Raw genomic sequence first — 22382 nt, 5'->3', positions numbered from 1 at the left:
GTATCCTGAGACCTTCGCACCAGGAGATCAAGGAGATACGCAGATGCGGCCCAGCCCCGAGATGATCCCCGTCCTCATCGATGCCGCCAAGGCCCTCAAGGGCAGTCCGAAGCGAGTCTTCATGGCCAAGACCGTCGCAGCGATGGGGCGGGGTGGACAACGCTGGGCCCAGGAGCATCTCGGCTGGTGCCGGGAGACCATCCGCAAGGGCACGCACGAACTCCGCTCGGGCATGACCTGCGTGGACGCCTTCTCGGCCCGCCGTCGCAAGCCCGCCGAGGAGCACTTGCCCCGACTCCTCGATGACATCCGCAGCATCGCCGACGGGCAGAGCCAGGCCGACCCCAAGTTCCAGACCAAGGGGCTCTTCACCCGGATCAGTGCCGCCGAGGTCCGACGCCAGTTGATCGCCACGAAGGGCTACACCGACGAGGAGTTGCCCACCCAGCAGACCATCAACACCAAGCTGAACCTGCTGGGCTATCGCCTCTCCAGGGTGGCCAAGTGCCGCCCCCAAAAAGAGTCCCGCAGACCGATGCCATCTTCGATCAACTGAAGGCGGTCAACCCCGAGGCGGATCGGGCCAGGGGCACCCTGCGGCTCTCGATCGACGCCAAGGCGACGGTGCATGTCGGCCCCTTCTCACGGCGGGGCCGGAGCCGGACCGGCACGAAGGCGGCGGATCACGACTTCAAGCCCGTGGCGACGCTGACCCCCTTCGGCATCTTCCTGCCCGAGCACGACGACCTGTGGCTGTACATGGCCCGGTCGAAGGTCACCAGCGACTTCATCGCCGATCGCCTGGAGCAATGGTGGGAGGGCGTCCGCCTGCGGTTCCTGCGGGTCAAGACGCTGGTGATCAACCTGGACAACGGCCCGGAGAACCACAGCCGGCGGAGCCAGTTCCTCAAGCGGATCGTGGCCTTCGCCCGCAAGTATCGCCTGGTGGTGCAGTTGGCGTACTACCCGCCGTACCACAGCAAGTACAACCCGATCGAGCGGTGCTGGGGCGTGCTGGAGATGCACTGGAACGGGTCGCTGCTGGACTCGGTGGAGGCGGTGTTGGGATTCGCCCGATCGATGACCTGGAAGCGGAAGCACCCGGTGGTCAGCCTGGTGGAGACGACCTACGCCAAGGGGGTCAGGCTGAAGCCCGAGGAGATGGAGGCGTTGGAGGCCGAGGTGATCCGCCTGCCGTCGCTTGAGAAGTGGTTCGTGAAGATCCCTCGTAAGCGAGGCAGGCCACGGAAGACGTAGCTTCTTTCTGGTGCCTAGGTCTGGATCAGCACCCTCGCCCTGCCGCCCCCCGGCTCCAGGACCACCTTGTCGGGCCGCAGGGTCTCGCCGTGCTCGGGGAGGTCGGCCTTGAGCGTCTGGGGGATGTCCTGCCCCTCGGCCAGCACCTCGCCCAGGTCGAGCGTGTTGCGCAGCACCCAGTCGATCCACTGCCGATGGATGGCCGGGTCGGGCCGGGGGCCGTTCTGGTCCTCGTCCCATTCCTCATGCCGCTGCCGCAGGGCCTTGGCATGCTCGGGGTCGTGCGGGTCCAATCCCTGGGGGAAGTGCCGGACGAGCACCGGCAGGCTCAGGAACGGCCCCGAGACCTCGATGAGCGACAGCCATTCGGCGTGGTGCTTGGCGATGGACATAATGGATGCAATCGACCTTTTGTGCTCTACTGTTGCTTGTCGGAGTTGCGTCCCGAAAGCCAGATAATGTAATCAGTAGGATGATACTCTGCCCCCATCACAGGACTGAGCCTTTCTACATTCAGTGGAGCCAACAATATGTCGGGAATGCGACGGCCTATTGGATTGTCTATCAACACTTTTGGAGGATACCCCTGGTGATGGTAGACGAACGGGAGGAGTTCGCCGTCAATCATAGATTCCTCTCGTGTCGATCTAATTATTTGGTGTTGGCATCTACAAATTTCCACTGCATCGACGAAGGGAAATGTGGTGGGTTTCCCGTCCTTGGCTTTGCAGAATGACCTGTCGGTAAACAGGCCCGACAACGGATTCAGCAGGGCTGCGATAGGCTCCTGACAAAAATCGTCCCAAACTAATGTCAGGATTCGAAAGGCATCGGAACGGAACTGGGCATACGCCTGGAGCTTTTCATTAGCTGATATTAGAAAATCCTTAACCGGATTGTCACGAGGGTTTGTTGTCTCGATGGAATCGCGAAAATCCGTTGTTACGGGGACTCGGGCCGTAAACTGGTATGACTTTGACTGGCGTTGCCTCGAATAGGCAATCAATTCTGGAGTCTTTACCTCGACCGCATACCAGACTTCATTTGCACAGGATTCGAACTCAGGGTTCTTCTTGCCCTTCTGTCCGGGTTCGTGCGCAAATAAGATTTTGCCATCGCCAGTGCGATCGGCCGCTTCAACTGCACCGGCAGTTACATAGATTTCGCAAAGAATTTGCAGCAGAGCTTCGTACTGCTTTTCGCCTGCTCCTGGCATTGATGCCATTCTGTCAATCATCGAAAAGGCATATTCCGGAGATGCGTCTTCGATAGTGCCAAGTGCCTGGATAAGCCCAAAGACGAACGGCTTAATATTTCCCTTCGCAGCATTCGCCGAAAAGTAACAAAACATGTGGTCTGGGTACTTTTGGGGAATCATCTTGCAAAAGTACGCAACCAATTCTGACGGCTGCATCCCCCTATCTCTCCGTGGCAATTTTACTCGGCACCAGGAACGTCAACGCCACGGGGAACATCCGGGCCTGCGGGTCGGCGAACCGCGCCCGGATCGCCGCCGTCTCCCGCTCGATCTCACCGGGAATCTGACCCACCCGGCCCCGCAGGAAGTCCTTGTTCCGCTCGAACTGCTCCCGCTCCGGGTCGCTGAACAGTTCCAGTTGCCGGTACTCCGACTCCTTGAGTTCGGCCTCGATCGCCCGCTTCAACTCCAGCAGGACCGACTCGATGTCCCTCGCCTCCTTGTCGGCCCGCTCCAGCAGGCGCTTCTCCAGCCCCTTGGTCCGGTCCCCCATGCGGGCGGTGAGCGCCTGCTGGAGCGACGGGGCGATGTCCCCCCAGAGCTTCAGGAACCGACCCTTCGTCGCCTCCGACGGCTCCTCGTCGCTCGCCGCCGCCAGCGCCTCGGCCACCTGGCCGACGTTCATCCGGCTGAACCGGCCCTCCTTCAGGGAGCCGCCCGCCGTGATGATCTCCTCGTGCAGCCGGTGGCTGTCCCCGCCGATGACCACCAGTCGGGCGTGGGCCACCACCGCCGGGGTCGGCAGGGCGGCGTCCGGCACCACCCGGGCCTCGATCCGGTGCATCTTCTTCCGCCCGGCGTCCGACCAGACCTCGGCCCGCAGCAGCCGCAGGCACATCTGCACCAGCCGGTGGTTCAGGTGGGCCAGCACCACGTCGTCCCGCCCGTTGGAGGCGGCGTGGTCGAACGTGATCGGGCGGATTTCCCCGGTGTGCGGGTGCTCCAGCCCCTCGCCGCACGCCGCCCAGCTTCCCCGCAAGGCCGGCAGCCGGAACAGCGCCCGGCCGCCGGGGTCGTCCACCGGGATCAGCGGCGGCTGCCCGGCCAGGTCCAGCCCGACCTCGACGACTTTGCGGATGTTCGCCGGGGTGAGCCGCTGCTCCTTCTGCGTCTCCCGATACTGCTCCAGGAGGTCCTGAATCTGCCGGGCCAGGTCCCGCTCGAACTTGAGCATCTTGCGGACGGGCTCCGAGCCCCGCTCGGCGGTCTCGGTGCGGGCCAGGGCATACCCCCGGCCCAGCATCGCCGCCTCCACGTCGTCGGCGAGCACCTGCCCCACGCTGCCCAGGTCCTCCCGGATCGTCTCCACCTTCTGGGCCACCCGTATCAGGAACTCCAGGTCGGCGTCCAGTTCGCCGGCCGGGACGGCGAACGCCTGCCCCTGGCGCTTCCGGTAGCCCTCCGAGACGAAGTGGAAGACCCGCACGAGGTCGGCCTTCTGCCCGTGCCGGTCGATCCGCCCGTTCCGCTGCTCCATGCGGTTGGGGTTCCACGGCACCTCGTAGTGGATCAGCTTCGAGCAATGGTTCTGGAGGTCCAGGCCCTCCGAGGCGGCGTCGGTGGCAAGGAGGATGCGGACGGGGCTCTGCTCGGGCACGGACTGGAACGCCGCCTTGACCGCCTCCCGGCCCTTGGAGTCCATGCCGCCGTACATGGTCATCAGCCGGTCCTGCCCGGCGAAGCCCTCCGAGGCCAGCACCTCCGACAGCCACTTCTGCGTGGCCCGGTACTCCGTGAAGAGGATGACCCGTTCGTCCGACCACCGGCCGTCCGGGCGGATGTGCTCCCTGAGCCAGGCGATCAGCGCCCGGGCCTTGGAGTCGTTCTGCGAGCAGGCCCGTTCCGCCCAGTCCCGCATCGTCCGGATCAGGCCAAGTTCCTCGGCGGTCGGCTCCGAGAACAGCCGGCTGGCCGTATCGACGGCATCGCCGGTCGCCTCGTCATACTCCTCGTCGTCGGCGTAGTCCTCGTCGATCCGGTCGAGGTCTCGCTTGAGGATGCCGAAGCTCGGCGTACCGCCACCGGCCGGCTTCGAGGCTCCCCGCAACGACGCCTCGTGCTTGTTCAGCGTGGTCAGGAAGGCCGCCGGGCTGGAGAACAGCCGCTTCTTGAGCGTCTTGAGCACGAAGTCGGTCGCCACCGACTCGGCGTTGTCCCGCGCCCGTTTGGAGCGGAGCCCGGCGTACCGCTTCAGGGCGGCGTGGATCGCCATCTCCTCGTCCGTGTAGGGCACCTCCAGCGGCTCCAACGCCCGCCTCGGGAACCGGGGAGAGCCGTCCCAGCGGGGCGGCAGTTCGGACTTCAGCCGCCGCACCATCACGGCGTCCAGTTGCCGGCGGTCGGGCGGGGTGCTGCGGGCGAACCGCTGGCTGTCCAGCAGTTCCAGCAAGGCCGAGAAGCTCTCGGGGTAGTCGTTGTGGGGCGTGGCCGTGAGAAAGAACTTGTGCTCGAAGTGCGGGGCCAGCAGCCGCAGGGCCCTGGTCCGCAGCGAGTCGGTGGCGTATTTCCCCCGGCCGGAGGGGGCGCAGTTGTGGGCCTCGTCCACGATCAGCAGGTCGAACTTGCGGTGGTAGAGCGGGTCGTCGGGGCCGGGCAGTATCTCCCGGAACATCCGCAGCGGGCGCTCCCGCTTGAGGAAGTCGATCGAGGTGATCAGCCGGGGGAAGTGGTTCCACGGGTTGGCATGGATGCCCCGCTCCCGCCGCAACTCCCGCATCAGCGGGCTGCCGACGATGCGGAAGTCCAGGCCGAACTTGTCCCGCATCTGCTCCTGCCACTGAATCTGGAGCGAGGAGGGGCAGACGATCAGGACCTTGCGGGCCCGGTGCCGGAGGATCAGTTCCAGGGCGACCATCCCGGCCTCGATGGTCTTGCCCAGGCCCACGTCGTCGGCCACCAGCAGGTTGACCCGGGGCATGCGGTTGGCCCGGGCCACCGGGTCAAGCTGGTAGTCCTCGATGTCGATGCCACTGCGGAACGGCGCCTGGATGGTGCGGATGTCGGCCGAGGAGGAGGCGCCCCAGCGGACCGCATCGAGGAAGGCGTTGAGGCGGTCGGGCGGGGCGAAGCCGGTCGGCTCGGGGAGCGCGACCTCCTCGTTGACCCGGGTGCCCGGCTCCAACTCCCAGACGACCCGGAGTTCCTCGCCCAGGCCGTCGTCCTCGACGGAGGCCAGCGACACGAGCGTCTGGGGCCGCCCGAGCACGTCGAGGCGGTCGGTCGGCAGGGTGCTCGGGGCGACCTCGTTGACGATCCAGTTGCGGGAGCGGGCGCTGACGAGTTGGCCCTGCTCCGGGGGTGGTGCCAGCCCTGTGGCCATCGTCGCCCTCCAGCCGGCGCCGCTGGTGATTGGTTGCGTGGGATTAGGCCCAGGATAACAATCCGGGCGGGGCGGGGCGGGGCAACCTGGGGATGCCGACCTACGCCTCGCTCTCGTCGAAGAAGTCGTTGGAGACCTCCCTCAACTCATAGGTCTTGGTCGTCACCACGCTGAGCCCGTGCTCGATCATCAGTTCCGCCAGCCAGTCGCCGTCGATCAGCACCACCTTCTTGCCCTCGATGCGGTCCACGAAGTCCACGGCGTCCCTGGTGAAGGCCGAGGTAGTCATGATGACCCCCTTCCGGGCCCGGATGTAGTCCACTGCCGACGAAGCCCTGGACGATCGGGCGTCCCACCGGGCCGTCCCAGCGCTTGGCCTGGATGCACACCACGTCCAGGCCCAGCTTGTCCTGGCGGATCACCCCGTCGATGCCGCCGTCGCCCGACCTGCCGGCGACCGTGCCGTGCCCGGCCACGCCGCCGTAGCCCATGGCCATCAGCAGCCGGACGACCACGGACTCGAAGAACGCCGGGGAGCACTGCCGGAGCCGGGCGAGCAATTCTTCCAACGTCGCCTGCCGCAGCGACTTGTAGGCGGCGTCGATCAGTTCTAGCGGTGTCCGCTCCTCCTCCTCGACGACGGTCGCAGACCCCGCCGCCGACTCGGCCCCGCCCGGGGGCTCGGCCTTGCCGATGAACTCGCAGTAGGCGGGGAACCGCTTCAGGAACTTGACGTTGATCGCCCCGGGCTCCTCGGCGAGCACCGTACGCCCGAGGTCGGAGATGCGGACCCGTCCCCGGGTCGGGTTCTCCAGCAGGCCGGCATACTTCAGGTGCGACTTGGCCCAGGCGACCCGGTTGGCGAAGATGGCCTGCTGGCCGCTGGGCAGGAGTTCCTGACGCTCGGGCTCGGTCAGCCCGAAGCGGTCGGCGAGCCGGTCGGTCAGGTCGCGCATCCTCCACTCCCGGCCATCGGCGAGGGCCTCGACCAGGGTGAGCATGACGGCCTGGAAGTCGGGGATCGCCACCGGGGAAGCCTCGCTCTCGTGGCCCTCGGGCCGGTCGAAGCCCGAGCGATCCTGCGATCATGCCCCGGACGCCGGGGGTTGTAAACCGTCCCGAGGGGGAGCCGAATGGGCGACGAGGATACGGGACCCATGACCTTCAAGGACCACTTCTCCGGCCACTCCGACCGCTACCAGGCCCACCGCCCGACCTACCCGGAGGCCCTGTACGACTACCTGGGGTCCCTGGCCCCCGGTCATGGCCTGGCCTGGGACTGTGCCACCGGCAACGGGCAGGCGGCCCACGGCCTGGTGCCCCACTTCCGCACCGTCGTCGCCACCGACGCCAGCGCCGCCCAGGTCGCCCAGGCCCGGCCCCACGAGCGGATCGCTTACCTCGTCGCCCCCGCCGAGCGGACCCCGATCCCCGACGGCACGGTCGATCTGGTGACCGTCGCCCAGGCCCTCCACTGGCTGGACCTCGACCGCTTCTACGCCGAGGTCCGGCGGGCCTGCCGCCCCGGGGCGGTCCTGGCGTGCTGGTGCTACCAGTTGCACGCGATCGACCCGGGGGTCGATGCCGTCGTCGGGTGCTACTACGCCGAGGTCGTCGGGGCCTACTGGCCGCCGGAGCGGCTGCTGGTCGAGGCCGGCTATCGGACGCTGCCGCTGCCCTTCGAGGAGTTGACACCGCCCCCGTTCCGGATGGTCCAGCGGTGGGACCTCGACCGGCTCCTGGGCTACCTGGGACGCCGTGGGCTGGTTCTTCGTCCGGCGGTCATAGATAGGGCATGGGGAACCGAGCACAAGCAGGCGAACGCCGTAGTACCGCCTACAGGGGCAGGCAACAGGGTCTTTCGCTGCGGATCATCGCCCTACACGAAGCCGCCCACGCGACCGTAGCCTGGGCAACGGGGTGTCCGATCCCGACCTTGGTGATGATCTCCGACGAGGAATTCCGCAGCGTCCCGGAGAGACCACGCCGGTTTGTTCCCCTGGGCCGGGCGTACTTCCCCGGGCAGCCCAACTCGGCCTCGGAGAGAAGGAGAGACCGCCTCCTGGCTGATCGACAAGCGATGATCGCCCTGGCCGGCGACCTCGCCGTCCGGCTCTACCGGGATACGCCCCTGCGGCACGAGCCGACCGACTCCGACCTCGATGCGATCGTCCACGCCGCCGCCCTGGCGGCCGATGCCGGAGAGGATGCCGAGGCCCACATCCAGAGGCTCGCCGCCAAGACCTTTCTGATCCTGCGAGTCTACTGGGACCGGCTGCTGGGGCTGGCTGACGAGTTGCTCGACAAACGCAAGCTGACCGGCCCCGAGATCAAGGCCCTCCTCCGGAGCCCACGACCGTCTTCGTAGGCCCCGGCATCGGCATCCCCTGGTACGACCCGCCCCCACGTCCTATCTTGGGGTTGGACTCCGCACCAGGAGCCGCCCCATGCGACTGACCGAGGCCCCCGTCCTGCCGCCGCTACCGCCCCAGGATTACGCCCAGCTTCGAGATTCGATCCGGGATCGGGGAGTCCTCCAGCCCCTCCTGATCACCGCCGATCACGTCCTGATCGACGGCCACGAGAGGTGGAGGGCGATCCAGGAACTCGGCCTGACGAAGTACCCGCTGCGGGTCCTCGGTAACCTCGACGAGGCCGTGCGCGTCGAGTTGGCGATCCGGGCCAATCTGGAACGCCGCCACCTGACGGTCGCCCAGCGCCGGGAACTGGCCGCCCGGCTGCTGAGGGAGGACCCGAGCCGGACCGACCGGTCGGTCGCCGGGACCGTCGGCTGCGACCACAAGACGGTGGGCAAGGTCCGGGGCCGGCTGCTCCAGGGTGGGGAAATCCCCAAGGTGGCCCGGTCGTCCAGCGGGCGGGACGGCAAGACCTACCACTACCCGGCCACGAGCGTCGAGAGCCCCAACGTGGCCAGGATCGCCGGGCGGCTGCTCGCCGAACTGGGCGACGACGCCCCGGAGGGAGGGGCCTCGCTCCGGACGTTGAACAAGATGCGTTTCGAGTTGGACCGCAAAGAACTCCTGGGCCGGACCGCCCCGACGCTGCCCTCGGACTTCAAGATTCACGCCCTCGACTTCCGCAAGCTGGGCGGCCGAGTCGCCCCCGAGTCCGTCCAACTGGTCGTCACCGATCCGCCCTGGCTCGGAGAGTACGAGGGATTGCGGCAGCCCTTCGCCGAGGCGGTCGTCCGCATCCTGAAGCCGGGCGGGTTCGCCTGCGTGTACTCGGGGCACTTCCACCTCAAGGAGTTCCTGGACGTGCTCTGCGGGGCCGGGCTGACGTACCGCTGGCTGATCGCCTGTACCAACGAGGACAGCATGGGGGCGGTCCGTTCCGGAGGGTCGATCCTGACCCTCTGGAGGCCCGTCTTGCTCTTTCAGAAGCCCGGCGGTCGTACCAAGACGCCCAGGATTCTGCGGGACCTGATCGAGTCGGGGGCGAGGGAGAAGGCGAACCACCCGTGGCAGCAACCGATCGAGGAGGCGGTCCAGTTCGTCAAGACCCTCAGCGAGCCGGGGGACTTGGTGGCCGACCTCTTCGTCTGCTCCGGGACCGTACCGGCGGCGGTGGCGACGGTCGGGGAGGGCAGAAGGTTCGTGGGGACGGAGATTGACGGCGATCTGGTCAAGGCGGCCCGGAGGCGCGTCCACGAGGTCTTGAAGGCCGGCGGCGGGGCCGTACCCCTGGCCATGGGATCGACTTGAGGGGCCGGACGGTCAGATCAGCCGGCATTGAGCAAACAGCCAGACCCACTTCCGAGGCCCGGAACCCAACGATGGCGACCGCACCCAGCAACCGGAAGACGACCCTGAACGGCGTAACCTTGAAGGCGACGAAGCCGGTCTACGAGCCGGTGCTCGAACTCCCGCCGCTCCCGGCCGACCAGTACGACGCCCTGCGGCAGAACGTCGCCCTCAACGGCGTGCTCGTCCCGATCCTGGTCGATTCCGACGGCCCCCGGCGGAAGATCATCGACGGCAACAACCGCAAGCAGGTCGGCCGGCTCGCCCTGCCGCGGCAGCCCGTCCGCCTGATCGGCGCTGATGGTCAGCCGCCGAGTGACCGTCCGTCCGCTCTTCTCGTCGAAGACCTGATCCTGATACTCGATCACCTGCTTGCCCCGGGGGACGCGGTCCGAAAGCAGGGTGATCGGGAACTCGGCAAGGTTCATCTCGTCCTTGCCGAGGCGGATGATGTGCGTCGACTCGGGGTGAGCGGATGTGGGCTTCATGCATTTGATCTAACACAGTGGTGGGCCATCGATGCCATGCCGCTCGCCGGTACCAGCCGGAAGCAGAGCTTGATGCGAAGTTCGGTCAAGTTCTGCGTCTGGCTCGGACCGCCGGAGTGCTACCGCAACCAGGACAACGTGCTCTGGACGCCCTCGGAGACGACCTCGGCCCGCAACCGGGCCGACATGGCGATGCGTACCAGTTCGATCGGCCGGACCTACCGCAACGGGCGGATCGCCGGGGCCGCCGATGAGCGGGGCGGGACGACCCCGTTCAACCTGCTGCCGGTCGCCGTCGGGGCCCAGGGGAGTACCGGAGGGCATCCGGCGGCGACCCCCGACGACGTGGCGGCCTGGTGGTGCCGGTACCTCCTGCCCGAGGGTGGGGTGCTGCTCGACCCGTTCTGCGGATCGGGGACCATGCTCCAGGCGGCCCTGGACCACGGAGCGTCGAGGGCCGTCGGGATCGAGAAGGAGGCGAGGTACCTGGAGATCGCCCGTCGGCGCATCTCGGGGGGTTGAACGACTCGTGTTCCTGATGGTGGCCTGCTCGGTGATCCGGCCCTTCACGCCTCGTGCTGCCGGGCCAGGAGCCGGCGTGCCCGCCTCAGCGACTCCAGGACCTCCGTCAGCCCGCCGACACCCTTCAACTTGTCGAGCAGCCCGTCGATGTCCCTCCTCGGCCTCGACCAGGACCCGCTCCCGGCTCTCGGCGCCTCGTGCCGATTGGCTCCGGACCTCGGTGATCGGAGTGGGCTCCTGCCCGTTCGTCGTCGCCACAGGGCCGGATGCCTTCCTCGGAGCGGGACCTTGCACCTTCCTCCCGCCGGGCCTGCCGGGGCCCGTACCGCCCCCGGCCCCTCCGGCGGCCTGCTTGTTGAACTCGGTGCGGGCGTTGTAGAACGAGCTTTCGCCGATCTCTCCCTCGTTCCCCGCCTCGCGCCACGCCTCGTTGGCCTCGGCGTGGGTGACCTTGGGTTCGGTCCGGAACAGGTCCCGGAGGAAAGCGGCCTTGCTCTGCCTCTTGCCCTCGGTCGCCATGGGAGTCTCTCCGTCTGGAGTCGGGAGGTGTCAGTACCCCATAGTGTAACCGACGAATCGAGAAATCTACGTGGTCGCCAAACTCGACCCGGATGGCGGGCTTGACCTCTCTCATGCAAGCCGCTCAGGGATACGGCAGGAGGAGCCATGCACTACGAGTACGTCGCCATCCCCGACGAGGAGGTCCCCGGGCAGCGGCCCCGATCTTCGAGCACCTCGTCGCCACCTACGCCAGCGAGACCAACAAGACGGCGAGCATGTGGCGGGCGGTCCCCGACGACCTGCTGGACTTCAGGCCGCACGAGCGGACCAACACGATCCGGGCCATCCTGGTCCACCAGATACTCTCGGAACGCCGCTTCTTCGCCCAGTTCGTCGGCACCGAGGAGCCACCGGCCAGTGAGCTACTGCCGCCAGGTGATCATCCTCCGGTCCAAGCCTACCTGGAGCGGTACGTCGCCCTGGCGAAACGGCGATTGCCCCAGCTTGCGGAAGCATCGAAGGAGTGGTGGCTGGAGGAGCGGCCGTTCTTCGGGGGCCTGGAGCGGCAGCGCATCTGGACGTTCTGGCGGCGGGTCCTGCACACCTGCCACCACCGGACGCAGGTCCAGACCTGGCTGCGGCTGGCCGGGCGGCAGGTGCCGGCGATCTACGGGCCGTCGGGGGACGTGTCCTGGGACGAGGCCGACCCGACCTACTCCGTCGAGGCGGCGGATCGGGGGGCGTAGGGACTGTCGCCCGACCTCACCCCGACCGGACAGCAAAGGGTCCACGACCATGCCCCGAGGCAGACCCCGCTTCACCCTGGCCGACATCCTCCTGATCGTCATCCTCAGCGGCCTGTCCCTCGGGTTCCTCCGCTGGCTGGGCCGGTCCGGGCAGGGCGAGGGCATCCTGCTCCCGATCCTCCTCTTCGAACTGGCGTTCCTCGCCTGGTTCCTCGCCTGGCGAACCGTCCGGGGCCGGCGTCGGGCTCGACCCTGCGAGGAATGCGGGCGGCCCTTCGTCCCCGGCAGGGGCAAGGCCACGTCCACCCGCTGCCCCCAGTGCCGCACGAGGTCGCTCTTTCCTCAACAGGTGCGCCGGGAGCAGGCCAGGGCCCTCCGGGCGATTCCCGGCGTCCTGCTCCTGCTCATGGTCGTCCTGGGCTTCCTCCTCTCCGAGCCCGTCGAAACGCACTTCGGCGATCACTCCTGGGTGGCCCTGCCGCTGGTGGCCCTCGGGGCGGTCGTGGTCTTCTTCGGCGTCACGATCGCCGTCGCCCTGGTCATCGCCCTGGTGCGGAACCGGCTCCTGGGGTGCGAGGGCTACGCCTTCGCCATGGCCCGCAGGTCTTGCGGCAAGCCCGGCGAGGTCAGCCGATCCGGCCCGCTCGTCGCCTGGTCCTCCGACCCGCCCACCCCGCTCCCCATGCTGGGCGAGCAGTTGGAGGTCGCCCGCCGGCGGTTCGAGTCCCTGCTCGGCGAGCCCGTCGAGGTGCGGCTGCCGATCCGCATCCTCTGCTTCGGGCGGCGCAGCGCCTTCGTGGCCTACCACAAGAACATGATCCCCAACCTCTGGAACCTCGACGGCCTGTACCTCAACCGCCCCATCCGCACGATCACCCGGACCACCGAGGCGTCCCCCTGCCGCCTGTCCGAGCCCGAGCGGACGGCCCGCACCCTCTTCGGCTTCGCCCTGCTCGACGAACTCAAGGGCTTCATCCCGCCGCCGTGGCTCCAGCAGGGCCTCGGCAACCTCCTTGCCGGCGGCGGCGACCGGGGCGAACTCGACCGGCTCAGCCGCAAGATGGTCGTCGCCCTGGCCAGGGGCACGGCACTGGGGCCGGACGACCTATTCGACCGGTCGCCGAGGAAGGTCGTCACGCTCGCCAAGGGCTGGTACGACCACCCGACGTACGTGCGATTCGCCCAGTTCAACGCCCAGTCCTGGTCGGTGGTCGAATACCTGGGCGGCGTGGCGGCGCCCGAGGATCGCCGGGCGCGGTTCCGGGCCTTCCTGAAGGACATGGGCCCGAAGGACGACCAGGAGCAGGTCTTCGAGCGGCACTTCGGGCACGGCTTCGGCCCGCTGCTCGACGGCTGGCGGGCCTGGGTCGAGGGCCGGGGCATCGGGGAGTATGGCCCGACGCCGCCCGACATCCGGGACGCCCTTTTGGAGCGGCTGATCCCGACGATCACGGACCGGGATGCGAAGGTGATGGATCGCATCCTGGCGGTCCGGGACATGGGACGTGCGGGATACGTCTTCGGGGCTGCCGCCCTCATCGCCCTGCTCGGGGACGGCGACGAGGTGCTCAAGCCGGAGGCGATCTGGTCGCTGGAGGCGATCTCCGGCCTCCCCTGGGGCGACGACGCCGACCGCTGGGCGGCCTGGTGGCAGGGCTTTCCGGAGGAGGTGCTCGTCCCGGACGACCCGCCGGAGCCGAGGGGTGGGCCACTGATCGGGGGGAGTGCATAAAGAAGTCCCAGCCCCCGAGCCCACCCGTCGAGCCGCTCCCCTACGGCGTGCTCGACCTGATCCGGTTCCCGGTGATCCTGACCGGCTGCACCGCCGTCATCGCCCTGGTGATCGCGCCGATCCAGGGTGGCCCGGGGGTGTTCGAGGTCGCCGCCGGGTTCGTCGTCGGCCTGGCCGTGATCTACTTCTCGACGACCCTCGTCATCGGCGGCCTGGGCCTGCTCCCGACGCTGTTGCGACGGGCGTTGCGGCGGTTGGATCGGCCCCGCAAGGGCGACCCTCATCCCGGCAAGACCCTCTGGGACGACTGGGTGGACGGGCCATGAATGCCGATGGAGTCCTGCGGTGCAGCCGATTCCATACGGCGCCGTTGATGACTCGGGGCTGCTCGATGGCCTGATTGGGGGCTCGCCCCGCTCACCCCATCGCCGTCGCACACCGCCACCACCAGTAGCCGTCGAAGGCCAGCAGGAACGCCCCCTGCACGAGGACGGCCAGCCCGAATCCCCGCAGGATGGGCTTCCTGCGGCTCAGGAGCACCCCGGCGATCACGACATAGAGCACGTCGAGCCCCGTGTTGATCTTGAGGACGGGGATCAGGCCGGCGAGGGTCTGCGGGTCGCCGAGCAGGGCGACCCAGCCGATGCCGCCGTCGATCAGGCCCCAGATGCCGGACATGAACCAGAAGGACCTCCAGAACTCCTTCGGTCGGGCATAGAGGCCGATGGTGGCCGTGCCAAGCGAGAGCAACGACCAGAGCAAGAGACCGGAGACGATCTGGCGCCGGATGTCGTCCATCATGGTCGTTCATGTTTGATGAGGGAGGAGGGCAAATCCGGGTCGTTGATCACGCACGTCAATCCGACGGCGCCTCCTCCAGGAGCAACGCGACGGCCTCCGGGACCCATCCGCTGTGCCAGTCGTGCTTGCGTCCCGGGCCGTCCCGGTAGGCGTGGGCAATGCCGAGCCGCTCCATCAGGGCGTGGACCTCACGATGGTCCTCCCGGAAGTTGCCGTAGCCGAGGAGGATCAGCCGCTCATCGTCGCCGAGTTGGCCGGCTCGTTCCTCCAGCAGCCGGCTGACCCGGTAGCCCTCGAAGTTCTCAAAGGAGCCGAAGATGGGGCCGGAGCCGTGCCTGCCGGGCTCAGCCATCATCAGCGGGGCGTCCCAGGCGGCGGCCCTGCCGAAGACCTCCGGGTGCCGCAGCAACAAGCTGTAGGCCCCCCAGCCCGACTTGCTGAAGCCCAGCAGCAGCCGGCCCCCGGGCTCGGCCCTGGCCGGATAGGTCGCCTCGACGAACGGGATCACGACCTCCAGCAGGTGGCGCTCCTGGCGGATGCCGGGGTCGGTCGGGTGGTCGGCGTACCAGGGCAGGTGCGAGAACGTCGGGGCCACGAAAATCGCCCGGTGTTCCTCGTGCAGGCCGTGATCGAGGACCTCTTCGAGCCCGTCCCCGTAGCGGTGCTCCTCCTGCGCCTCGACCGGCAGGACGTAGACCACGGGGAATCGCTCGCCGGGCTCACGTCCCTCGGGCAGCACCACCCGAATCCGGGTCGGCTCAGCCTGGAACCCCGACCGGACGGTGTGGGTCAGGACGCCACGATCGTCTCGCTCGGCCTCCGAGATGTCGGCTACCTGATCCTGGGCCAGGGAGCCCGATCCGGCGAGGACCATGAGGGCGAGAACGATCAGGCTCAGGCAGCCGGGGCCCTGCGATGTCGCCGCCAGGCCGTGACGCCCCGCCAGGGCCTCGACCGCATCCTTGGCCTCCTTCAGGCCGACGCCGGTCGCCTCACGGTATCGCTTGATGGCCTCGATCTTCCGGCCATTGCGGAGCAGGTCGAGGAGTTCCCCCTCCAGCGGCCCCTCGATGCCGCCGGGCATCAGGCCCGGATCGCCCCGCTCGAACGCCTCCACGGCATCCTTGGCCTCCTTGAGCCCGGCCCCGGTCCGCTCCCGATAGACCTTGATCGCCTCGATCTTGCTGCCCTGGTCCAGCAGGTCCCGGACCTGGCGCTTCAAGTCCTCGGGAGGCCCCGTTGCTTGGACCTCGGAGGACCAATCCAGGGTCGCCCCGCAGTTCCCGCAGGAGTGGGCGCCGGGCGGGTTGTCGTGGTCGCAGAAGTCGCAGCGGGGCATCCCTGGGCTCCTCGGGGGCGGTTCGCGCCGGGGCCGGTCCCCGTGTCGCAACGCAGTATGGCCCGGCGGCGGGCAATTCGTCATGATGACTCCCCCGGTCGGTGAGTGCCGCCCGACCGATCGAGCACGGGGGTAGACACGAGATGGTCTTCGGCAGGCGCACCTTCCGGATCGCCGGAATCTACGGGCTGCTGCTCCTGCTGCCGATGTATCTGCTGGAGGGGCGGATCGGCCGGGACTTCCCGCCGCCGATCACCCACCCGGAGCACTTCTACGGCTTCCTCGGCGTGGCGGCGGCCTGGCAGGTGGCCTTCCTGGTCATCGCCGGGGACCCGGTGCGGTTCCGGCCGCTGATGCCCGTGGCGGTCCTAGAGAAGGCGTCGTTCGGGCTCGCCGCCGTCGCCCTCTGGCTGGGGGGACGCATCCCGGCCCCGGTGCTCGCCCCCGGCCTGATCGACCTGGCCCTGGGAGTCCTGTTCGTGGTCGCCTACCTGCGGACGCCCCAAGCTGCGGCGGCGATGGGTCGATCGGAGGAGAATCCGCCGTCCCCCGCATAGATAGGGGCAATGCGACCCATCATGACCTTCGCCGATTACCTGGAGCAGATGTTCGTCCACCCGTTTGCGAGGCCGAGATCGACCGGCAGGCGGTCCACGACCCATGGGTTGATCGGGCCGGTCAACCCGGCTCGGCCCGTCTCCCCGACCAATTCCCGGCTGCTCGCCAGCCCGTTCCGCAGGCGGCTGAGGGGCCAGGTGGTGGGTCGATGATCGTCACCCTTCCCTTGGCATCAAGGAACCGATGCCCTGTCGCTGGTGCTCGGTGAGGTTGGGACCTCCCCGGCGACCACCGCCTCGAAGAACCGACCGGCCACGCCAGGGCTCAGGCTCATCCGACCGGCACGGGATTCCGATGAGATCAGCCTTGCAAGCACGGCGAGGGCCTCGTCGGTCCCACAGTCTCCCAGTACGTCCCGGGTGGGCGGCGGCAGTCGATTCACCAGCAGCAGCGCCTCGACGGCCGAGTCCTTGTTCATCACCCCCCGGTCCAGGAACTCCGGGTTGCGCGCCCGCAGGGCCAGCCGCAGGCACTCGACGACTCCCGGTCGGTCCGGGTCATCGGCCGGCAGCACCTCCAGCAGCGCGGCGATGCCCCGCACCAGGATGTAGTGGTAGGCGGGGCGGGCGTTGTGTGCGGGTCGGCCCAGCGACCGGCGCGCTCGCCCTCGGTCAACTGGCCCGCCACGATCCCCAGGCGGAACTTCCGCTTCGCCGCCTCCAGGTGGCGCCGGCCGCCGGTCACCCGATGGGCGTTGGCCAGCAGGTCGACGCTGAAGCTGTTGTAGTTCCAGTTCGGGACCACGGGTCGGCCCGCCGCCCAGTCCGCTGCCGCCACGGCCCCGTGCAGGTAGCGCTCGTCCCCGGTCGCCTCGAAGAGTCCGAGCAGGGCCACGCCGCAGAGGCCGTTGTCGAACTGCAAGCCGCCGTCGTCGAGGTCGTCCACCGCCCAGCCGCCCCGCAGGGCCTCATCGAGCCACCCCTCCCGCTCGGCCCGCCGGAGGAACCGCTCGGCGGATTGGAAGGCGGCGTTGCGACCGCCCCGGAACGCCGGGAAGGGGATGACGCCCCGGCCCCCCTGCGCCTGGGTCCAGAGCAGGTAGTCCCCCGCCTCCCGGGCCTCCCGCAGCAGGTCCTCTCTACCCGGTGCGTCGGCCCGGACTCCGGCCAGGCAGCCGGTGATGACCGAGGCGACCTCCCGGGGCAGGTGCTCGGTGCGGGCCGGGTCCAGCCCGACGACCCACCACTTGTGCTCCCGGACGAATCCCAGGAGTCGCCCGAAGCCGGCCCTGGCCTCGGCCACAGAGAGGGGGCGCACCCGCTCCGGGGGCCTGCGGTATTCGTCGGGGACCTCGGGGACCCCGGCCCGATCGCCCAGCGAGTCGATCGCCCGGCGGGCCAGTCGGCGCACCTCGGCCTCGTCCCCCCGCCGCTGCGCGTCGGCGAGGTGGGCGCGGAGGGCCTCCGGGCGATCGTCGGATTGACCCCATGACGCCGCCGAGACCACGGAGAGGGCGATCAGCAGCACTGGGACGAGACCGGCGCGGCGTTTCTTCATGCCCTGGCCCCCTCTGGTCAACGCTCCGAGGCGAAGGCTTGCCGCTTGCCGATGGCTGGACAGGGTTCACTCGCCGTCGGCTTCCTCAACGATCCGCCGGACGGCCTCCTGGACGTTGCCCACGCCGCCCTCAGCCCGCCGGGCCCGGCGACCCCGGTCCTCGACGACGAGGACGCCCAGCAGGCCGTGCTCCCGGTCGATCCAGGGGCGGAAGCCGAAGGCCCCGGGGCTGCTGACCTCGACGCCCTGGCCCTGCTCGTCCATCCGGTCGAGCCACTGGCCCAGCCCATACTTCGTCCCGGCCCTCAACCGCACCGGGGTCGCCGCCTTCGACTCCGCACCCCGGGTCTGGTCCACCTCCATCTGCCGGATCGCCTCCTCGGACAGGACCCGTCGGCCCCGGAACTCGCCCCGGTCCAGGATCATCGTCAGGAAATTGCGGTAGTCGGCCAGCGTCGAGCTTGCTCCCCCGGCGATCTGCGGGTTGCGGCTCAGGCCCCGCCGCCCGTACTGCGTGTCCGGCATCTCGCAAGGGACGGCGATCCGCTCCCGGAAGAACTCCCGCCAGGGCTGGCCGCTGACCACCTCGGCGACCCGACCGGCGACCTGCATCGAGACCCCGCCGTAGCGGAACTCGGCGCCCGGCTCGGCGACCAGATCGGCCTCGGCGATCCGATCGACGGCCTCCTCCATCGTGATGCGGTAGTCCCCCAGGGCCGGGTGCTGGGCGGGCAGGCCGGAGGTGTGCGAGAGCAACTGGCGGATGGTGATCTCGCCCTTCGTGCCGGTGAACTTCGGCAGGTGCTCCGAGACCGGATCGTCGAGGGAGAGCCTGCCCTCGTCCACCAGGGTCATGATGGAGGCGGCCGAGAGCCACTTGGAGGCCGAGGCGACCGGGACGACGGTCTCCGGCGTGTATTCCCCGAAACACCGCTCGTAGATCGGCTCGCCGTCCTCGACGACCAGCAGGCAGGCGCCCGGCAGCGGGGCCTCCTCGACGACCTTCCCCAGGGCCTCGGTCAGGCCGGAGAAGTCGTCGGCCTCAGCCGAGGCTTGGGAGGCCCCGCAAGTGATCAGGATTGAGGCCAGAAAGAGGCATATCGCTCGCACGGTCGGTCCTCCGGGGATCAGGTCCTTCAAGGAAGGAACCCCGACCGGCCCCGCAAGGGTCGGGCATCCCGGGACGATTTCCGACGAGGCATGGCTTGCCTACCTGGCAGTTGCACCGAGGAACTTTGCGATCACTCCGTCCTCGCCCACGGCCCAGCCGGCATCGGCACCGGCGAACCCGACGGCATGGAAGCCTTGATCGCCCAGCGGTCGCCAGGACTCGCCTCCGTCCCCGGAGAGGTCCGATCCCGTGGGGCCGACGGCGATCAGCGTGAGCGTCTCCGAGCCCGGGACGTAGGCCACCGCCGAGCGGTAGCCCGCCGGCTGCGTTCCCGAAGCCAGCCTCCAGGTCTTGCCGCCGTCATCTGTCAGCGCCACGAAGTTCCCGGACTGCTCCGGCTCCTGGTAGTCGCCCCCGACGGCGACCCCGTGGTCCGCATCCCGGAACGCCAGCGAGAAGAGGCCCGAGGCGGCGTTGCCGGCCCGCACGGGGGTCTCGTGGGCCGTCCAGGTGCTTCCCCGGTCGGCCGAGCGGAAGACCCGGGCCACCCCGCCGCCCCCCGTGGCGAACCAGGCATGGCCCTCCCCGTGGGCGATCAGGCAGGTCCCGCTGGCGGCGAAAGCGGCCTCGCCCGGCAGTGCCGTAGGCATCCCTCCGGGCGGGATCGGCTCCCAGGTCAGGCCCCCGTCGCCGGTCGTCAGGATGGAGAACCGACCATCCACTGGGTCGCCCAGGGCCAGGCCATGCTCGGCGTCCCAGAAGGCGATGGCGTCGAGGAAGCCGCTCGGGTCACGGTTGGTGTATTGCAATCCCCACGATCCCCCGCCGTCGGTCGTCCTGTAGATGCGCGACTGCTCTCCCTCGCCGATAGAGAGCAGGTAGGCAGTGTCGGCATCGACCGCCTCGATGTCCCGGAAGTCGAGGCCGGGGACGCCGGGCACCGGGCGGGGAGTCCAGGTCCGGCCGCCGTCGGTGGTCCGGAGGACCGTGCCTTCGCTGCCGCTGGCCCAGGCCACATCACGGCTGAGCACGCTCAGGCCCCGGAGCCGGCCCCTCGTCGCGCCGGCCTGGGGCTCCCACTGGGCCGGGCAGACATCGGCGATGAGGATGACGACCGACAGGGTGATCCAGGGGCGCACGGCGGGGGCCTCCCTCGGGTCGAGGACGGGTGGACCATGCGGATGGTGACACCTTCGAGCCCGGATGTCCTGCGATGACGGGCATGGAGCGTGCCGTAGGTCGATCGGCATCGAAGTCGCATGATACAATGGTTCAGTAGAAGGGCGAGAGCCATCGGACAACGGGTTCGAGGGGGAGATCGGCCATGTGCGGGAGGTACACGTTGCGGACGACGGCCAGGGAGATCGCCGAGACCTTCGACGTGCCGGAGGTCCCCGAGCTTCCGGCCCGCTTCAACATCGCCCCGACCCAGGACGTGCCCGTGGTCCGGCTGGGCGACGGGGGGCGGGAATTCCACCTTCTGCACTGGGGCCTGATCCCCTCCTGGGCCGACGACCCGGACATCGGCAGCCGGATGATCAACGCCAGGGCCGAGACCGTCGCCGAGAAGCCGGCCTTCCGCCGGGCATTCCGTTCGAGGCGGTGCCTGGTCGTCAGCGACGGGTTCTTCGAGTGGCGACGTGAGGGCGGGCGGAAGCAGCCCTATTTCATCCGCATGAAGGACGACCGGCCCTTCGCCTTCGCCGGCCTGTGGGAACGCTGGGACAAGCTCGGCGAACCGATCGAAAGCTGTACGCTCATCACGGGCGAGCCCAACGAGGTGGTGGCGCTGATCCACGACCGGATGCCGGTCATCGTGCCCGAGTCGGCCTACGAACATTGGCTCGACCCGGACGTGCAGGACCCGAAGCGGCTCCAGGGGTTGCTGGTGCCCTGTCCGTCCGAGGAGATGGAGGCATACCCGGTCAGCACGCTGGTCAACAGCCCGAGCAACGACGTGGAGCGTTGCGTCGAGCCGGCATCTTGAACCGGCCGTCTCTCCCCCGGAATCTCGTCGGTATCATGCCAGAGAACGTCGAGAGTCGAGATCAAGGCGAAAGTCCCCGACCCGGAGAGGCTCCGGGCCGCCGCCGAGGCAATCAGCGACACGCCCTGGACTCCACCGGCCATCACGGCTCCAAGTCGGGTAGGTGATCCAACAACTCGGCATACGAGCCGTGACCGGTCAACGCCTCGACGACGACCGGGAGGGGCGATGACCATATCTCGTCGAAGGTCGCCTCTCCCTCGACCCTCGGCGTGAACGCCAGCCGCTCCGAGGGCGGGTCTAAGCCCGTGGAGATTCCGGGCCGATCCCCCCGGGCGTCGATGCGATACCAGCCGATCCCGGGCAGGTAGACGGCGTTGAGGCCGTGCAGGCAGAAGGGAAGCCCGGCCCCGTCGATGCTCAATCGCTGGTAGCAGAAGCCCGCCGGGATCGCGTTGGCCCGCAGCAGCGCCGCCAGCAGGTGGCTCTTGGCGTAGCAGAAGCCCGTCCCATGCCGGAGGACCTCCGAGGCCGAGCAGGTCACCGGGCCCAGGCGATGGTCGCCGCTGTGCCTGATCTCGTCCCGCACCCACTCGAAGCAACGACCGGCCACCGCCACCGGATCGCCTCGCCCACCCGCCAGGGACCTCGCCAGTGCGAGGACCTCCTGGTTGTCCCAGTCCACGATCGCCGTCGCTTCGAGGTACTCAAGCACGGTGACGCCTCGGACGTACAAGGAGGAGATTCCGGCCGAGTGCATGCTGGCCGGATGAGGGTCGGGCGACCAGCGGCGAAGCTCCTCCCGGACCTGCATCAGGATACGACCCAGCCGATTCTTGCCGCTGCCGTCGCCGTCGCCCCAGTAGGTGTCGTTGGCCGTGTGCTCGACGATCTCGGCCTCCCCGGTGCCCAGCAGGGCCTCCCGCAGGTCGGCGTGCTGGGTGAACTTGGAGAGGACCGCCTCGTGCATGAGCGAGTCCTTGACCGACTCCCAGTCCTTTCGTAGCGGCCTTTTCCGGCTGCGGCCCATCCGTGCGGCGACCATCGGCAACTTCGCGCTCCGGACCTCCTCCTCGTCGGGCGTGCCGACGAATTTCTGGGCCTGGAAGTCGTGCTCGCTGGTCGGCCAGGTCTTGCCCTTGAGCCGGGGCGGGTGCGGCAAGAAGTTGGAGAAGCAGCCATACTCGCCGGAGACGCTGTAGAAGCGGATCACATCCATCTCGCCACGTCCTCCGGGGTCGTCCGCACCCGCCGTCCTCGCCGCCGGTCGCTCCCCGGGTGAGCGACCCGGGACGATCCGGACACCGCGCCTCTCCCCCTGGTTCGGGCGGGGGGAGGCTCCGGCTGCGACCCGGGGGATTCGTCGGCCGACCTCCCGACCCGAACATCATGAACAGGCGCACAGAGGGGAGCGGGTACCGACCAGAATAATTGGGTACGAG

The 22382-nt window shown here is 68.7% G+C and carries 21 protein-coding genes and 1 pseudogene; 11 read left to right on the top strand and 11 right to left on the bottom strand.

From position 1 onward, the window contains the following. The first annotated feature begins 43 nt into the window (after positions 1-43). A protein-coding gene (locus ElP_RS41235; RefSeq protein WP_390834704.1) for an ISAzo13 family transposase occupies positions 44-1257 on the top strand; the annotation gives its coding sequence in 2 pieces (ribosomal slippage) (positions 44-521 and positions 521-1257; 1215 coding nt in all). Positions 1258-1271: 14 nt separating this feature from the next. Here ElP_RS41235 and ElP_RS17445 read toward each other — a convergent pair. The 4 genes and pseudogenes from ElP_RS17445 to ElP_RS17430 form a co-directional block, all read right to left on the bottom strand. Beyond that, on the bottom strand, positions 1272-1649 hold the full coding sequence (locus ElP_RS17445; RefSeq protein ID WP_145271409.1) for a hypothetical protein: 378 nt from the start codon (positions 1647-1649) through the stop codon (positions 1272-1274). Between the two features lie 26 nt (positions 1650-1675). Continuing rightward, positions 1676-2671, bottom strand: a complete 996-nt coding sequence (locus tag ElP_RS17440; protein WP_145271407.1) for a hypothetical protein — start codon at positions 2669-2671, stop codon at positions 1676-1678. A 4-nt stretch (positions 2672-2675) separates the two neighbouring features. Beyond that, positions 2676-5834, bottom strand: a complete 3159-nt coding sequence (gene drmD / locus ElP_RS17435) for a DISARM system SNF2-like helicase DrmD (protein WP_145271405.1) — start codon at positions 5832-5834, stop codon at positions 2676-2678. A gap of 100 nt (positions 5835-5934) precedes the next feature. Next, positions 5935-6790, bottom strand: a pseudogene (locus ElP_RS17430) (restriction endonuclease). 201 nt (positions 6791-6991) lie between these two features. Here ElP_RS17430 and ElP_RS17425 point away from each other — a divergent pair. The 7 genes from ElP_RS17425 (at position 6992) to ElP_RS17395 (ending at position 13913) form a co-directional block, all read left to right on the top strand. Further along, complete coding sequence (locus ElP_RS17425) at positions 6992-7741, top strand: class I SAM-dependent methyltransferase (RefSeq protein WP_197447077.1); 750 nt, start codon at positions 6992-6994, stop codon at positions 7739-7741. Positions 7742-7914: 173 nt separating this feature from the next. Then, complete coding sequence (locus ElP_RS17420) at positions 7915-8202, top strand: hypothetical protein (RefSeq protein WP_145271401.1); 288 nt, start codon at positions 7915-7917, stop codon at positions 8200-8202. A gap of 79 nt (positions 8203-8281) precedes the next feature. Then, positions 8282-9559 carry a ParB/RepB/Spo0J family partition protein gene (locus ElP_RS17415; RefSeq protein WP_145271399.1) on the top strand — a complete coding sequence of 426 codons (1278 nt, stop codon included), beginning with the start codon at positions 8282-8284 and terminating at the stop codon, positions 9557-9559. 71 nt (positions 9560-9630) lie between these two features. Continuing rightward, entirely contained in the window at positions 9631-10608 is a 978-nt protein-coding gene (locus ElP_RS17410; protein WP_145271397.1) for a DNA methyltransferase, read from the top strand. Positions 10609-11240: 632 nt separating this feature from the next. Next, a complete protein-coding gene (locus ElP_RS17405; RefSeq protein WP_197447076.1) occupies positions 11241-11855 on the top strand; it encodes a DinB family protein in 615 nt (204 codons plus the stop codon). A gap of 49 nt (positions 11856-11904) precedes the next feature. After that, positions 11905-13587, top strand: a complete 1683-nt coding sequence (locus tag ElP_RS17400; RefSeq protein WP_145271394.1) for a hypothetical protein — start codon at positions 11905-11907, stop codon at positions 13585-13587. 47 nt (positions 13588-13634) lie between these two features. After that, positions 13635-13913: a hypothetical protein gene (locus ElP_RS17395; RefSeq protein ID WP_145271392.1), complete on the top strand. Its 279-nt coding sequence runs from the start codon at positions 13635-13637 to the stop codon at positions 13911-13913. A gap of 91 nt (positions 13914-14004) precedes the next feature. On the opposite strand, the gene ElP_RS38275 is transcribed toward ElP_RS17395, so the two are convergent. Further along, on the bottom strand, positions 14005-14388 hold the full coding sequence (locus ElP_RS38275; protein WP_197447075.1) for a DUF6992 family protein: 384 nt from the start codon (positions 14386-14388) through the stop codon (positions 14005-14007). A 55-nt stretch (positions 14389-14443) separates the two neighbouring features. Beyond that, positions 14444-15727 (bottom strand): ribosomal protein L7/L12, encoded by a 1284-nt coding sequence (locus ElP_RS38270; RefSeq protein WP_197447074.1) that lies wholly within the window; start codon positions 15725-15727, stop codon positions 14444-14446. A gap of 143 nt (positions 15728-15870) precedes the next feature. Here ElP_RS38270 and ElP_RS17370 point away from each other — a divergent pair, with 143 nt between their 5' ends. After that, the gene (locus ElP_RS17370; RefSeq protein WP_145271390.1) at positions 15871-16284 is read left to right on the top strand and encodes a hypothetical protein; all 414 of its coding nucleotides are present in this window, start codon (positions 15871-15873) and stop codon (positions 16282-16284) included. Between the two features lie 9 nt (positions 16285-16293). Continuing rightward, a complete protein-coding gene (locus ElP_RS17365; protein WP_145271388.1) occupies positions 16294-16497 on the top strand; it encodes a hypothetical protein in 204 nt (67 codons plus the stop codon). 20 nt (positions 16498-16517) lie between these two features. Here the strand turns inward: ElP_RS17365 and ElP_RS17360 are convergent, their stop codons facing one another. From ElP_RS17360 to ElP_RS17345, 4 genes are all read right to left on the bottom strand, one after another. Beyond that, entirely contained in the window at positions 16518-16763 is a 246-nt protein-coding gene (locus ElP_RS17360; protein ID WP_145271386.1) for a hypothetical protein, read from the bottom strand. Continuing rightward, positions 16763-17842: a hypothetical protein gene (locus tag ElP_RS17355; protein ID WP_145271384.1), complete on the bottom strand. Its 1080-nt coding sequence runs from the start codon at positions 17840-17842 to the stop codon at positions 16763-16765. The genes ElP_RS17360 and ElP_RS17355 overlap by 1 nt, the downstream gene beginning before the upstream one ends. Before the next feature lie 66 nt (positions 17843-17908). Beyond that, positions 17909-18952: a serine hydrolase domain-containing protein gene (locus ElP_RS17350; protein WP_197447073.1), complete on the bottom strand. Its 1044-nt coding sequence runs from the start codon at positions 18950-18952 to the stop codon at positions 17909-17911. Between the two features lie 99 nt (positions 18953-19051). After that, on the bottom strand, positions 19052-20092 hold the full coding sequence (locus ElP_RS17345; RefSeq protein WP_145271380.1) for a WD40/YVTN/BNR-like repeat-containing protein: 1041 nt from the start codon (positions 20090-20092) through the stop codon (positions 19052-19054). A 185-nt stretch (positions 20093-20277) separates the two neighbouring features. Between ElP_RS17345 and ElP_RS17340 the strand changes: the two genes are divergently transcribed. After that, a complete protein-coding gene (locus tag ElP_RS17340; RefSeq protein ID WP_145271378.1) occupies positions 20278-20940 on the top strand; it encodes an SOS response-associated peptidase in 663 nt (220 codons plus the stop codon). Positions 20941-21082: 142 nt separating this feature from the next. On the opposite strand, the gene ElP_RS40980 is transcribed toward ElP_RS17340, so the two are convergent. After that, the gene (locus ElP_RS40980) at positions 21083-22159 is read right to left on the bottom strand and encodes an NADAR domain-containing protein (protein ID WP_197447072.1); all 1077 of its coding nucleotides are present in this window, start codon (positions 22157-22159) and stop codon (positions 21083-21085) included. Positions 22160-22382 lie beyond the last annotated feature (223 nt).

It is taken from the genome of Tautonia plasticadhaerens, assembly GCF_007752535.1.
Lineage (GTDB): Bacteria > Planctomycetota > Planctomycetia > Isosphaerales > Isosphaeraceae > Tautonia > Tautonia plasticadhaerens.
The sequence above is the reverse complement of the archived record's forward strand: the minus strand, read 5'-3'. Positions and strand labels throughout refer to the sequence as shown.